Genomic DNA, 13,363 nt, shown 5'->3' with positions numbered 1-13,363 from the left:
TCGTTTTTCCCCAATAAATACGAATTAAAATTAATCGGACAGGCAAATATTTAAAATGCCATCCAGCTCTTCCAGAGAGTGATAGCTGATGACCAATTTGCCTTTGCCCTGCTTGTTATAATCAATTTTTACATCTGCACTAAAGCGCTCAGACAAACGCTGTGTGAGTTGTTGAATATCGGGAGCAACCACAGTTTTAGGTTTTTCTTGTTTTGGTGCATTGAAATCACGCACCAATTGCTCTGTTTGTCGTACCGATAAATTCTTTTCAATCACATGCTGCGCAACTTTGAGCTGATCTTTGGCTTTTAAAGTCAAAATCGCACGTGCATGCCCCATATCCAGCAAACCTTGCTGCATCAAATCTTTTACAGCGTCGGTCAAAGTCAATAAACGTAATAAATTGCTGACTGTAGTACGTGCTTTACCCACTGTTTCTGCAATTTCCTGATGACTTAAACCAAACTCATCATGAAAACGCTGTAATGCAAGTGCCTGATCAATCGGGTTTAAATCTTGACGCTGAATATTTTCAATTAACGCCAAAGCAATTGCCACCTGATCGGTCAGGTCACGCACAATTGCTGGAATTTCGGTTAAACCTGCCAACTGCGCTGCACGCCAGCGACGTTCACCTGCAATAATTTCATAAGGGTGCTGTTCATCGTCAATTGGACGAATCACAATCGGTTGCATCACACCATGTTTTTCAATAGATGCGGCCAGCTCCTGCAAATCTTGCTCATGAATAAAACGACGTGGTTGGTATTCACCCCGCTTTAATAAATTAACATCTACCTGTTTCAGCTGACCGTGATCTAAGGCTTGTACTTCGAGTTGTAATTTTTCTTTTTGGATCGATCCTAACAAGGCATCCAAACCACGACCTTTGGCTAATCCGCGTTTTTTTGTGGTCATGCTTTACTTCCTTTTTTCACTTTGCTTTTTTTCAACATTTCAGCTGCTAAATTTAGGTAGGCAACAGCCCCCTTAGAGCTTTTTTCAAAATAAATGACAGGCAGGCCATGTGCTGGGGCTTCTGCCAAACGCACATTACGTGGAATTACGGTATCGTATAATTTTTTGCCAAAATAATGTGACAATTCTTCTGAAACATCACGAGTTAAGGCATTACGTGCATCATACATGGTGCGTAGTACACCAATAATTTCCAAATCAGGGTTCAAGGCTTGCTGAATACGGTCGATGGTTTGGGTTAAATCGGCTAAACCTTCCAAAGCATAGTACTCACACTGCATTGGAATCATCACACTCTGCACAGCAGCCAAAGCATTCACCGTAATTAAGCTTAAACTTGGCGCACAGTCGACAATAATGTAATCAAAATCTTTTTCAACTTCCTGCAAAGCATTGCGTAAAATAAATTCACGTCCTTCTTGCTCGGCAATGACCAGTTCAACCCCTGCCAATTCACGATTGGCACCCAAAACTTTATAGCCAACTTCTGCTTTGGTAATCGCTGTTTCAATGGGTACTTCACCCAACAATACATCGGTCACAGAATAGAGCAAATCATTTTTTTGAATACCCGACCCCATGGTGGCATTGCCTTGCGAGTCCATATCGACCAATAAAACGCGCTTTTTCAAAACAGCTAATGATGCTGCCAAATTTACTGCGGTTGTGGTTTTTCCTACACCACCCTTTTGGTTCGCAATCGCAATAATTTGTGCCATGATCACCCCAGTCCTTTGAAAAATTTAAATACGTTTTAATAAAAGTAAATGACGCTGTTCGTCTAAACGTGGAACTTTGAGCTCGATAATTTCACAGCTAAACTCATCTTTCAATGCTTCCACTTCATCGGCAGGAACCAAACCTTTCATAGAAGCAATAATACTTTGTTCATGCATAAATGGTTTAGATGCTGCAACAAAGTCAGTTAAAGATGCAAAAGCACGACTGGTAATTACATCAAACTGACCTAGCTCACGAATGCTATCTTCATTTTCGACACGAGTTTGTACAGCAACTACATTTTTCAGTTTTAAATCAGCAATAAACTGCTTTAAAAAACGAATTTTTTTACCATTAGAATCTAATAGCACGCAATCACGTTCAGGCTGACATAAGGCAATGATCATGCCTGGCATACCACCACCTGTACCAATATCCAACAAACGACCGGCAGGCAAATCTTTTAAAATACTTAAGCTGTCTAGCAAGTGCTTCACTAGCATTTCTTTCGGATCACGAATTGCTGTGAGATTGTACGCTTTGTTCCATAGCACCAAAGCATCTTGGTATTTGAGTAATAAATTTAAAGCCTCATCACTGAGCTCTAAACCTAAAGCCTGACTACCTTGCTTGAGTTCCTGAAAAAACGAATGCATCACAATTCACATCTCGAAAAAGTTAATGGAAGTATACCGATTTATAGTTGCAGTCATAGGGGCGAATGCTTAGTGAATATGCACTTAAGCGTACACACCCTGCTGAATTTGTTGATCTAGTGCATTTAATCGCTCAGGAGTGCCAACATCCACCCAAACGCCCTGCAATTTCTGTGCAGAAATTTTTTCTTGCTGCATGGCTTGTTTCAACAATGGCGCTAGTGGACGCTTGCCCGATTCTAAACCAACAAACATTTGTGGATGCATCACCGCGACCCCACTGTAAGTCAGATTTTCACCTGACTGTGCTTGCTCAAAGGTATAAGCCTTATTTTCAGACAAGGTAAAATCACCTTGTGGATGCTGCACGGGATTTTCAACCAAAACCAAATGTGCCAAAGCATCCTGCAGTTGTACATTCAACAAAGGTGCGAAATCCATCGTGGTCCAAACATCACCATTCACCAATATAAAAGGCGCATTGCCTAATAATGGCAACGCATTAATGATTCCGCCTGCTGTTTCCAAGCCTTCACCTTCATGCGACCACAAAATTTTCACACCAAACTGAGAACCATCGCCCAAAGCATCTGCAAGTTTTTCACCTAGCCATGCGGTATTAATGACAATTTCCTGCACACCAATTTTTTGCAACTTTTCGATGTGCCACACAATTAAAGGCTTACCACCGACTTCCAATAATGGCTTAGGCGTATGCAACGTTAAAGGACGCATACGATTACCCATGCCCGCAGCAAGAATCATGGCTTTCATTTAGGCAACCACCTCATACTGACCATATTTGGCTGTAAATTTTGGCATTACTGTATTGTGAATGAATTGCATAAATGGTTGTAATTCAGGATACGGCTTGCTTTCTTCAAGCAAATACCACATTACTCTAGGTAGGTCTTTGAGATAACCCGACTTACCATCACGTTCAAACAGACGCACAAAAATACCTAAAATTTTGATATGGCGCTGAATTGCCATCATATCGGCATCTTTTTTAAATTGTTCAAAATCACGATCTTGCTTAGATGCTGCTGGCAACAAGTCATAGAACATTTTAAACCAGCGATACACACGCTCAGCATTCCACTGCACATAAGCATCACGTGTAATTGAAATCAGGTCATAGGTGTCTGCACCAATCACTGCATCCTGAAAATCAATTACTCCTAACTCGGCATCATCATTAATTTTCATTAAGTTACGACTATGAAAATCACGATGCACAATCACTTGTGGCTGCGCCAAAGCAGCATTGGCCAAAATCGCAAATGTACGTTTAATTAATGCACTTTCTTCAGCCGTTGGCTGAATCTGTAAAGCGGGCAATAACCAGTCGGTGAGTAGCTCCATTTCACTGACCAACTTGTCATACGAATATCCAGGGAAATGTGCCGCACCATCAATCGCTTGTAATTGAATCAGTTGCTTAAAGCACTGTGCATAATAGTCATCTACTGTGTGTTCATTTAATAAGGTCGATAACAGCACATCGCCAAAATCTTCCAACAACAAAAAGCCTTGTGTCAGGTCTTTGGCCACAATTTTGGGTACACGCACAGCATTGGCAGCAAAAAATTCATCAATCGTGACAAAAGAACCACAATCTTCTTTTTCTGGTGGTGCATCCATGAGCATAAATGTTTTATTATTCAATTTGATTCGTGCGTAACGACGGAAACTTGCATCGCCTGCTAAAAAATGAGTTTCAAATTGATCTGAACCAAGTACAGATGTTATCCATGTTTGTATCAATTGTTCACGTTGTGTATTCATTTGCAATAAATTCTAATACAGGCTGAGTTTTTAAAGTGCTAAGTGTAGCTACTTCTGCGCTTTTTCTCTATGATGCGACAATAATTAATTGCGATTAAGCACTCTTGGTTGATGAGATAAATGAAGCATCAGTTTAAATTTAATCCTTTAGCGACTGCGGTCTTAACTCTGTTATGTGGTCACTCTGTTTCCAGTTATGCACAGACAGCAGATCAGGCTTCATCGGTCAGTCATATTGACAACCAACGGCTTAAACAAAGTATTCAAGAGACTTACCCAGGTCAGCAATTCTTTGAGCAATATTATGTTGATAAAGCAACGCCCGAAGCGCAACAACAATTTGGTAACACAGCCAGCTCGGCTTATTGTAAAGGTGCTTGGCTGACACCTATCAGTTCAAATACAGTTGCTGTAGACGCTGCAGAAGCAACCTCTACCGTTACTGCCGATTATGGTCACTATGACCCAAATGGCGATTCTGTCTTAGAAGGCAATGTCCTGATTGACCAGCAAGGCCGTCAAATTCGCGCCGATAAAATTACCATTGATCAGACCCAAACCTTTGCCAAAGCCGAAGGTCGTGTTCAAATGGCACAAGCTGGTTTACTTGCGCAAAGTGATGAAATTAACTACAACCTTAAAACTCAGCAAGGCGATTTAAATAACAGTTTTTATATTGCTGAAGAACAGCATGCTCATGGCATGGCAGAAAAAATTGCACGTACCTCAACCAATACCATGGTACTCAATAACGCCACCTACAGCACCTGCCCGCCCGAGCAAGCGCCAACCTGGAAAATTCAAGCCAACGAAATTAAGCTCAATCAGGAAACTGGACGCGGTGAAACACGCGGTACAAAACTATATGTAAAAAATGTACCGGTCATGGCTGTGCCTTATTTTAACTTTCCGATTGACGACCGCCGCACGACAGGTATTTTGACCCCAAGTTTTGGTTTTACCAATGATGGTGGTGTTGAACTTTCTGTACCTGTGTATTTGAACCTAGCACCTAATTACGATGCAACCGTTAGCCCGCGCTATATTGGCGATCGTGGTGCAATGCTAGAGGGTGAATTCCGTTATTTAACTGAAAATTTTGGTTCAGGCCAAATCTGGGGTGGTTATTTAGCTTCAGATGCCAAATATAATGATCAAGACCGTAAAGACTTGCACTTTTTACACAACTGGCAAATTAACAATCAGTTTTCGACTAATCTTGAATACAACTATGCTTCAGACAAAGATTACTTTGCCGATTTAAATAATAACCCTAACTCCAAAACCGATCTTAATTTACGTCGTGCTTGGGAACTTAACTATCGCAATGGTATTCCTGGCTTAAAAGCTCAGCTCAAAGTTGAAGATTTCCAAACGCTGGATCAATCTATTGCCTATGAAAAACGCCCTTATGCACGTTTACCACAATTCTTGTTGAATTATAAAACAGGTAATCCTCAAGGTTTCCAAGTCGAATTTAATAACGACACAGCTTACTTCAAAAAAGATCTAGCTGCGCAAGATGGGGAACCAAGTGGTACGCGTATTTATAATGACTTTGCTGTGCGTTACAACTACCGCAACCCGTGGTCATTTGTAATTCCTGAAGTATCGTTACGTAACATCAACACCTTCTATGACAAAGAGACCCTAAGTACAGATACGTATAAATCTTCAAGTAAAAGTGAGTCGGTTACTGTTCCGCAATTTACATTGGACACAGGGATTACCTTTGAAAAAGATGGCCGATTCCTACAAACGATTACACCACGTGCATTCTATGCCTATGCACCGTATAAAAATCAAAATGACCATCCCAACTTTGATTCTGCAACAGCATCAATCAATTATGATCAATTGTTCAGTCCAAACCGTTTCTATGGACATGACCGTTTAGAAGATAATAATTTCTTATCTTTAGGCTTAAGCTACAGCCTGTTTGATGAAATTGGTTTGGAACGTATTAAGGCAGGCATTGGTCAAAGTTTCTATTTTGAAGACCGCCGTGTCACACTAGAAAATACCAGCGATGATTTTGATACGCAAAGCCGTACAGGTCCAATTGTCAGCCTCACCAGCCAATTAAGCCAAAACCTCAGCATCGGTGCCAATGCTGCTTGGATGTCTAATGGCGACAATGCTCAGCGTAATGTAAATCTGCTTTACGCTGGCGATCAGGGTAACTTATATAACTTTGGCTATATTAACCGTCGTTATATTCCAAACCGCCAAGACCATTATGATCAAGTGGTTGCATCATTCATTCAACCCATTCACAACAACTGGCGTATTTTAGGTCACGCACAATATGACTTAGATAACAGTGTGGCACGTGAGTATTTACTGGGTGTAAATTACGAATCATGCTGCTGGGGTATTTCAGTCTATGGTCGCTCTTACTATAACGACTTGGACGATGTGACAGATGCAGGTGTTAAACCAAAACGTGCCATTATGGCAGAGCTAAATTTAAAAGGTTTAGGCAGTTTCAATAATAAACTTGCTTCTTTGCTTGAAAACCGTATTTTAGGTTTTAATAAAATTAATCAATCTTGGACACAACGTTAATGAAGACAGTACAGTTAAAACGATTTTTAAAAGCATCTACCTTGGCACTGAGCATGGCTGTTAGCCTGCCTGCATTTGCCGCTGCGAATGATCAAATTGTGGCTGTAGTTGACAATAGTGTCATTTTAAAAAGTGATTTAGCGCAAAGCGTGGTTGAACTTAAGCAACAGCTTGAAATGCAAAAGCGCCCTGTTCCACCTCAACAAATTTTAGAACAACAAGCCTTAGAGCAATTAATTGTACGTCAGGCTCAATTAGAACAAGTAAAACGCTATAACATTAAAGCTGATGAAAAATCCCTGAATGAAGCTGTGTTAAAAGTTGCACAGCAAAATGGAAGCAATAGCTTAGAGGCTTTTCAGCAAAAGTTAGATAAATCATCTCCTGGCAGTTATGCATTTTTACGTAATCGTATTGCAGAAGATTTGGCCATGAATCGTTTGCGTCAGCAAGTGGTGATGTCACGTATTCAAATTAGCGATCAAGACGTTGATAACTTTCTGAAAACCCCACAAGGTCAGGCCGCTTTAGGCAACCAAGTCCATATTTTGCATGTGCGTGTTTCAGGAAAAGAAAATGCAGCTCAGGTTGCGCAACAAGTCAAAGCTGAACTGGCGCAGAACAATGACATTCAAGCCATCAGTAAAAAATATACAGGCAACGGCATAACTGTTCAGTCTGCAGACATGGGCTTACGTAACTTGACCGATATTCCTGCAGAACTTGCTGCACGTATTACGCCATTAGATGTGGGGCAAACCAGTGAATTGATTGAAGTCCGTGATGGTATTCATGTCGTAAAATTACTGGAACGCAAAAGTACTGAGCAACGTGCACTAGTTCCACAATACCAAACTCGACATATCTTGATTCAGCCAAGTGAAGTAGTAAGCCCTGAAAATGCGAAACACATGATTGACAGTATTCACAACCGTTTAAAAGCGGGTGAAGACTTTGCAACCTTAGCTTCGACTTTCTCTAATGATGCTGGCTCTGCACGTGATGGCGGTAGTCTAGGCTGGGTGAATCCTGGCGTGATGGTGCCAGAATTTGAAAATCAAATGAAAAACACTGCAAAAGGTGAAATTAGCGCACCATTCCAAACCCAGTTTGGTTGGCATGTACTGCAAGTGACCGATACACGCCAGCAAGATATGACTCGTGAATACCAAGAACGTATGGCACGTCAAATACTAGGTGAACGCCAGTTTGATACTGAATTGGATAGCTGGTTACGTGAAACGCGCAACAATGCTTTTGTAGAAATTAAAGACCCAAGCTTAGACCGCAAGAAAAACTAAGCTTAAGTTTTCTGCTATTTCTAAGATTAAAACCAGTGTTGCTACACTGGTTTTTTTATGCTTTTCTAACATGTGCACCGCATCTTATTTACTACTCAAATATGACTTTGATAAAAACCATAGACATAAAAAAACCTCTCATTTCGAGAGGTTTTTTTAAGAAGATCAATTAATGGTTGTTATCGTCTTCTGAAGATTCTTCAAATTTAGAATCGTTGTCAAAACCGCCTGTTGCTTGACCGCCACCGAAGCCACCTTGACCACCGAAGCCACCTTGACCACCAAAGCCGCCGCCTTGACCACCAAAGCCACCTTGACTACCGAAACCGCTACCTTGACCACCGAAGCCGCCTTGACCACCAAAGCCGCCACCTTGACCACCGAAGCCGCCTTGACCACCAAAGCCACCACCTTGACCACCGAAGCCACCGCCTTGACCGCCAAAGCCTGCGCCTTGACCACCAGCAGGTGCACCAGCAGGACGTGGATTACGTGCAGGAACAACTGTAGAAATTGCATGTTTGTAAACCATTTGGCTTACTGTATTTTTTAATAAAACAACATATTGGTCAAAAGATTCAATATGGCCTTGTAGCTTAATACCGTTCACAAGGAAGATAGAAACAGGAATACGTTCTTTACGGAGAGAATTCAAGAACGGATCTTGTAAAGTTTGACCTTTAGACATGTTATAACTCCAAAAATAATTAAAAATCAGCGCAAAAACTATCTCTATTTTTCAATTAAAAATTATAAAAAAGACAGTAGGTAAATTTTGCTTTATCCGTAACAGTTTCGCAAGTCTTCTTGAGCCTGCTTTATCGTAAAATATGTGTGAAATTTATGCGATTCTTGCAACGATCTGAGCCAAGTATATTGACGTTTCGCGAGTTGTCGTGTCGCGAATAGCGCCTTATCCTCCATTTCCTGCATTTTTTCGCGACTTTCATCACCGTTTTGCAAAAACTCTAAAGCTTGACGATAGCCAACTGAACGCATAGAGGGTAAATTAGCATCTAAATCGTAATTTTCAATAAGATGCCGCACCTCATTCAAAAAACCCATTTCCCACATAATCTCTAAGCGTTTTTGAATACGCTGATGTAATTCTACCCGATCAGGCATCAAAGCGTGGTTATGAAAAGTGTAACGATATGGTACATTTTTGGGTTGTTCTGCCTGAAGCTGGGTAATTGGCGTTCCTGTTAATTTATAAACTTCCAGTGCACGAATAATACGTTGTTTATCTGACACCTTAAATTTTTCACCTGCTAGTGCATCTACTGCACATAACTCTGCATAGACCGCCTCCCAACCTTCGCGTGCAGCTTTATCTTCAATTTCTGCACGGACGTCATAATTGGCACTGGGTAAATTAGAAGATAGCCCTTCAAGCAAAGCTTTAAAATACAGCATGGTACCACCCACTAAAATTGGGGTTTTTCCACGTGCGTGCATATCATCAATTAAGGTGCAGGCATCTTCCACAAACTGTGCAGCAGAATAAACTTCAAGCGGGCTAATAATATCAATCAAATGATGCGGATAACGCGCCTGTTCCGCTTTAGTTGGTTTGGCTGTACCAATGTCCATATCTCGATAAACCAGCGCAGAATCGACTGAAATTAGCTCAAAATGACCTAGTTCATAGAGTTCACATGCCAAAGCAGTTTTACCACTTGCAGTTGGTCCCATTAAATTGATGACCGGCAATTGTTTTGACATGTAACACTACTCTCCTCGAGCAAAAAGTTTATCTAATTGAGCCAATGGAAAAGCACGCCATGTTGGACGACCATGATTACATTGGCTGGCAAATTCAGTTTGTTCCATTTGACGTAACAAGGCATTCATTTCAGAAAGACTCAGCATCCGATGTGCACGCACCGCGCTATGACACGCCATACCCGCCAAAATATGATCACGTTTTTGCAGTAATGCCTGCGCTTCATCATTTGGGTCTAAATCATTCAGTAATTCAGGAATCAACTCTGCAAAATCCGCTTTATGCAAAATGGCTGGCACACCGCGCACAATGACTTGCTCATCGCCATATTGGTCAACATCCAAACCTAAACGTGCCAATTGTGGTTTTAAATCATCTACACGCATGGCCTGCATACGACTAATGCTGATGACTTTGGGAATGAGCAATTGCTGAGAAGTCCAAAACTCTGGTTTATCCCACGCAGCTTTCATCTGCTGTAAAACGATACGTTCATGTGCGGCATGCATATCGACAATAATCAAACCTTCGCTGTTTTGCGCCAGAATATAAATACCGTGCAATTGTGCAATCGCAATTCCAAGTGGGTGTTCATCTACAGCTGTCGTCGATTCATACGCTACGCTAGTTGAATCTTGAGGGTCAGCATCACGCAAAGGTGCAAGATAGCTTTTTAAGGCATTATTCAGCTGTTGTGAGCCTTGGTACCTGCCTTGCATCGCTTGGCCGTATTGCACAGTTTGCGGATGGCTACGATCAAACTCGGTAAGTAGATCACTACCCGATGCTGTATTGGATACCTGATCTACATCTACCCTTTGTTCATACGGATTCAGAGGGTTGGTCTGCACAGATTTGTGCAGCTGAAATTGTTCTTGGTAACGTGGCTGTACGACATAAGGTGCTGCCTGCTCTACTGGGTCGGCTTTCATTGCGGTCGCAAGATCAGCTGTTGCAGTTTGAAATTGTGCTAAGGTTTCTTTGGCATAATGCCGTACAAACTCATGCACTTCACGCTGATTTAAAAAGCGGATTTCATGCTTAGTTGGATGCACATTGACATCAATATTTTCAGGTTCAACTTCTAAAAACAGTAAATATGCCGCATGTTGATGCCCATGCAAAATACCATCATAAGCCATGCGTAAAGCATGGGAAATGGTCTTGTCTTTAACAATACGCCCGTTTACATACACATATTGCAAGTCGGCTTGCGAGCGTGCATCGGAAGGATGACCCAACCAGCCCGATAAGCGCATAGTGACACTGTCAGCATCTATCCAATAGGCATTTTCAACAAAGTTACGCCCTAAAAGTTGCTGCACGCGCTGAAAACGCAATTCGCCACTGTCGGCAATGGGTAAATTCAGCTTGATGCTGTCGTTGTGTTCTAAAACAAAACGAATATCAAAATGCGTGAGCGCTAAACGGCGTACAATTTCTTCAATATGCCCAAATTCCGTACCCGCTTTTTTTAGGAATTTACGCCGTGCAGGAACATTAAAAAATAAATCCTGTACTCGAATATGTGTACCTTTGGGAGCAGCAACAGCCTGAATGTCTTGATGATCAAAGGCCGTACCATTCACTTCAACTTGATAACCCACACCATCTTCCGTTTGACTACTGACTAAAGTCAAACGAGATACCGCTGCAATTGAAGCCAAGGCCTCACCACGAAAGCCTAAACTGACAATGGCATGTAAATCATCAGCTGTCTGAATTTTACTGGTTGCGTGACGAGTGACCGCCAAAGGTAGGTCTTCGGCATGAATCCCACGACCATTGTCAATAATTTCAATCAGTGTACTGCCGCCTTGTGCCACACGAATAATCAGCTCAGTTGCACCTGCATCAATCGCATTTTCTAATAATTCTTTGACTACAGACGCAGGCCGCTCAATCACTTCCCCTGCAGCAATTTGGTTGGCTAATGCAGGTTCAAGCGTATGAATACGACGTAGATTTAACGCATCATTAGGCATGATTAAACTGTTGCTCCAAAGCTTGTTGTAACTCAGCCGAAGATGAACTCAGTGTTGCAAAACGGCTTAATTCATCTTCAGATTTTTTAATATCAATAATGAGGTCGGCAGCTGGAATTTCATCGCCACCTTTAGAAGGCCATTCAAACAAAAATAAGGCATTTGGAGTTTCTAAATAATCACGAATACCCATCAACTCCAATTCGTATGGGTCGTTTAAGCGATATAAATCAAAATGAAAAATATCTTGCCCTTGAATTTGGTACGGCTCTACCAATGTGTAAGTCGGGCTTTTAACTGCACCCTGATGCCCCAAATGCTGCAAAAAATAGCGCGATAAGGTGGTTTTTCCTGCACCTAAATCGCCGATCAAATAAATCACACCAGAACGAAAATGCGTAGCCAAAACCTGTGCCAGATTTTGGGTATCTTGCTCATTATTTAAAGCCAAATTAAATGAATACTGCATAGCGCTCACGACATGATTCAAAAGACCAATTATGATAGCATCGCACTGCTTTAAAGCCTATGTACTGATGTATAAAACTGTGTAAATGTGGACAATATATTGCATATTTATACAGCTAGATTGTCTGATCTGACGCAATTGAATACCCGAATTTGCTTAGGCTATTTGTATTTAATCAAATGTAAACTATTTTCACCTCATACGAGCAATTCGCAGATGAAGTCGACTCACCTCAGCCCTTTTATTCCGCCTATGTTAGATGGTGTGAGCGCCAGCAAATTGCATTTACCCAAATTAGACAACAACCCTAGCTCTGTTTTTGATTATTTAACAACTCAATTTGCGCATATTTCTGCGCAGGAATGGCAACAACGCTTTGTAGATGGTCTGGTTTATGACAATCAAGGCAATCGTCTAAATGTAGATGCACCTTACCTCGCACATCAGGATATTTTTTATTATCGATTTTTAGCACATGAAGTTACTGTGCCTTTTCAGCATCAAATTTTGTTTGAAAATGAACATTTACTGGTGGTCGATAAACCTCACTTTTTAACCATGAGCCCCACTGGGCAATATGTACAAGAAACCTTATTGGTAAGGCTGAAAAAACAAACGCAAAATGAACAACTCACCCCTATTCATCGCTTAGACCGTGAAACTGCAGGTGTGGTGCTGTTTTCCAAACAGCCTGAAACTCGTGCGGTATATCAACAATTATTTGCAGAACGTCAGGTGCAAAAAATTTATCATGCAATTGCGCCTTATCGAGCGAATTTAACACTGCCATGTAAAGTGCAATTACGCATGAAAAAAGGCGAACCTTTTTATTTGATGCAAGTGGTGTCAGGCACTGCAAATAGCGAAACAGATATTCATTTACTTGAACATAATCAGACATGGGGAAAATACGAACTGCATCCCACCACAGGTAAACAACACCAATTGCGAGTACATTTAAATCATTTAGGCATCCCAATTAAAAATGACCCTTTTTATCCTATTTTGCAGCATAAAAAAAATGATGATTTTTCTCAGCCATTACAATTACTGGCCAAGCATTTAGCATTTTTTGACCCGATCAGCCAACAGCAATTACAATTTAGTGCAGTACAAGAATTGACATTGTAATATGTTTGTCATTACAAAATAGCGTATTTTATCTGTAGTCA

The 13,363-nt window shown here is 41.1% G+C and carries 12 protein-coding genes; 3 read left to right on the top strand and 9 right to left on the bottom strand.

Annotation, left to right across the window (positions count from 1 at the left end):
- Positions 1-30: 30 nt before the first annotated feature.
- From HHA41_RS01690 to HHA41_RS01670, 5 genes are all read right to left on the bottom strand, one after another.
- Positions 31-918 carry a ParB/RepB/Spo0J family partition protein gene (locus HHA41_RS01690; protein WP_168419022.1) on the bottom strand — a complete coding sequence of 296 codons (888 nt, stop codon included), beginning with the start codon at positions 916-918 and terminating at the stop codon, positions 31-33.
- Complete coding sequence (locus tag HHA41_RS01685) at positions 915-1,697, bottom strand: ParA family protein (RefSeq protein WP_168460244.1); 783 nt, start codon at positions 1,695-1,697, stop codon at positions 915-917. Before HHA41_RS01685 ends, HHA41_RS01690 begins: the two co-directional genes overlap by 4 nt.
- A 24-nt stretch (positions 1,698-1,721) precedes the next feature.
- Positions 1,722-2,354 (bottom strand): 16S rRNA (guanine(527)-N(7))-methyltransferase RsmG, encoded by a 633-nt coding sequence (gene rsmG, locus HHA41_RS01680; RefSeq protein ID WP_168460346.1) that lies wholly within the window; start codon positions 2,352-2,354, stop codon positions 1,722-1,724.
- 84 nt (positions 2,355-2,438) lie between these two features.
- Positions 2,439-3,128, bottom strand: a complete 690-nt coding sequence (gene murU, locus HHA41_RS01675; RefSeq protein ID WP_168460242.1) for an N-acetylmuramate alpha-1-phosphate uridylyltransferase MurU — start codon at positions 3,126-3,128, stop codon at positions 2,439-2,441.
- Positions 3,129-4,142, bottom strand: coding sequence for a phosphotransferase (locus HHA41_RS01670; protein ID WP_168460240.1), 1,014 nt, complete (start codon positions 4,140-4,142; stop codon positions 3,129-3,131).
- Between the two features lie 120 nt (positions 4,143-4,262).
- Here HHA41_RS01670 and HHA41_RS01665 point away from each other — a divergent pair, with 120 nt between their 5' ends.
- Together HHA41_RS01665 and HHA41_RS01660 are read left to right on the top strand one after the other, a co-directional pair.
- Positions 4,263-6,710 carry an LPS-assembly protein LptD gene (locus HHA41_RS01665; protein WP_168460238.1) on the top strand — a complete coding sequence of 816 codons (2,448 nt, stop codon included), beginning with the start codon at positions 4,263-4,265 and terminating at the stop codon, positions 6,708-6,710.
- Positions 6,710-8,011: a peptidylprolyl isomerase gene (locus HHA41_RS01660; protein WP_168419028.1), complete on the top strand. Its 1,302-nt coding sequence runs from the start codon at positions 6,710-6,712 to the stop codon at positions 8,009-8,011. Before HHA41_RS01665 ends, HHA41_RS01660 begins: the two co-directional genes overlap by 1 nt.
- Positions 8,012-8,180: 169 nt before the next feature.
- On the opposite strand, the gene hfq is transcribed toward HHA41_RS01660, so the two are convergent.
- The 4 genes from hfq to tsaE all read right to left on the bottom strand — a co-directional run bounded on the left by hfq (position 8,181) and on the right by tsaE (position 12,191).
- Positions 8,181-8,699 carry an RNA chaperone Hfq gene (gene hfq / locus HHA41_RS01655; protein WP_168419029.1) on the bottom strand — a complete coding sequence of 173 codons (519 nt, stop codon included), beginning with the start codon at positions 8,697-8,699 and terminating at the stop codon, positions 8,181-8,183.
- Between the two features lie 92 nt (positions 8,700-8,791).
- Positions 8,792-9,736, bottom strand: coding sequence for a tRNA (adenosine(37)-N6)-dimethylallyltransferase MiaA (gene miaA, locus HHA41_RS01650; RefSeq protein ID WP_168460236.1), 945 nt, complete (start codon positions 9,734-9,736; stop codon positions 8,792-8,794).
- Positions 9,737-9,742: 6 nt separating this feature from the next.
- Complete coding sequence (gene mutL / locus HHA41_RS01645) at positions 9,743-11,722, bottom strand: DNA mismatch repair endonuclease MutL (RefSeq protein ID WP_168460234.1); 1,980 nt, start codon at positions 11,720-11,722, stop codon at positions 9,743-9,745.
- Positions 11,715-12,191, bottom strand: coding sequence for a tRNA (adenosine(37)-N6)-threonylcarbamoyltransferase complex ATPase subunit type 1 TsaE (gene tsaE, locus HHA41_RS01640; protein WP_168419039.1), 477 nt, complete (start codon positions 12,189-12,191; stop codon positions 11,715-11,717). The genes mutL and tsaE overlap by 8 nt, the downstream gene beginning before the upstream one ends.
- Positions 12,192-12,407: 216 nt before the next feature.
- On the opposite strand from tsaE, the gene HHA41_RS01635 reads away from it, so the two are divergent.
- Positions 12,408-13,322: a pseudouridine synthase gene (locus tag HHA41_RS01635; protein WP_168460232.1), complete on the top strand. Its 915-nt coding sequence runs from the start codon at positions 12,408-12,410 to the stop codon at positions 13,320-13,322.
- Positions 13,323-13,363 lie beyond the last annotated feature (41 nt).

Source organism: Acinetobacter sp. A1 (assembly GCF_012371315.1).
GTDB lineage: Bacteria > Pseudomonadota > Gammaproteobacteria > Pseudomonadales > Moraxellaceae > Acinetobacter.
Note: the sequence above shows the minus strand (reverse complement) of the source record. Positions and strands in the feature narration are given on the sequence as shown.

Bases quoted from the DNA above. Each gene is read 5' to 3' on its own strand.
- miaA (WP_168460236.1), bottom strand. From the start codon at position 9,736: ATGTCAAAACAATTGCCGGTCATCAATTTAATGGGACCAACTGCAAGT.
- HHA41_RS01670 (WP_168460240.1), bottom strand. From the start codon at position 4,142: ATGAATACACAACGTGAACAATTGATACAAACATGGATAACATCTGTA.
- tsaE (WP_168419039.1), bottom strand. From the start codon at position 12,191: ATGCAGTATTCATTTAATTTGGCTTTAAATAATGAGCAAGATACCCAA.
- HHA41_RS01660 (WP_168419028.1), top strand. From the start codon at position 6,710: ATGAAGACAGTACAGTTAAAACGATTTTTAAAAGCATCTACCTTGGCA.
- murU (WP_168460242.1), bottom strand. From the start codon at position 3,128: ATGAAAGCCATGATTCTTGCTGCGGGCATGGGTAATCGTATGCGTCCT.
- HHA41_RS01665 (WP_168460238.1), top strand. From the start codon at position 4,263: ATGAAGCATCAGTTTAAATTTAATCCTTTAGCGACTGCGGTCTTAACT.
- HHA41_RS01635 (WP_168460232.1), top strand. From the start codon at position 12,408: ATGAAGTCGACTCACCTCAGCCCTTTTATTCCGCCTATGTTAGATGGT.
- HHA41_RS01685 (WP_168460244.1), bottom strand. From the start codon at position 1,697: ATGGCACAAATTATTGCGATTGCGAACCAAAAGGGTGGTGTAGGAAAA.
- rsmG (WP_168460346.1), bottom strand. From the start codon at position 2,354: ATGCATTCGTTTTTTCAGGAACTCAAGCAAGGTAGTCAGGCTTTAGGT.
- hfq (WP_168419029.1), bottom strand. From the start codon at position 8,699: ATGTCTAAAGGTCAAACTTTACAAGATCCGTTCTTGAATTCTCTCCGT.
- HHA41_RS01690 (WP_168419022.1), bottom strand. From the start codon at position 918: ATGACCACAAAAAAACGCGGATTAGCCAAAGGTCGTGGTTTGGATGCC.
- mutL (WP_168460234.1), bottom strand. From the start codon at position 11,722: ATGCCTAATGATGCGTTAAATCTACGTCGTATTCATACGCTTGAACCT.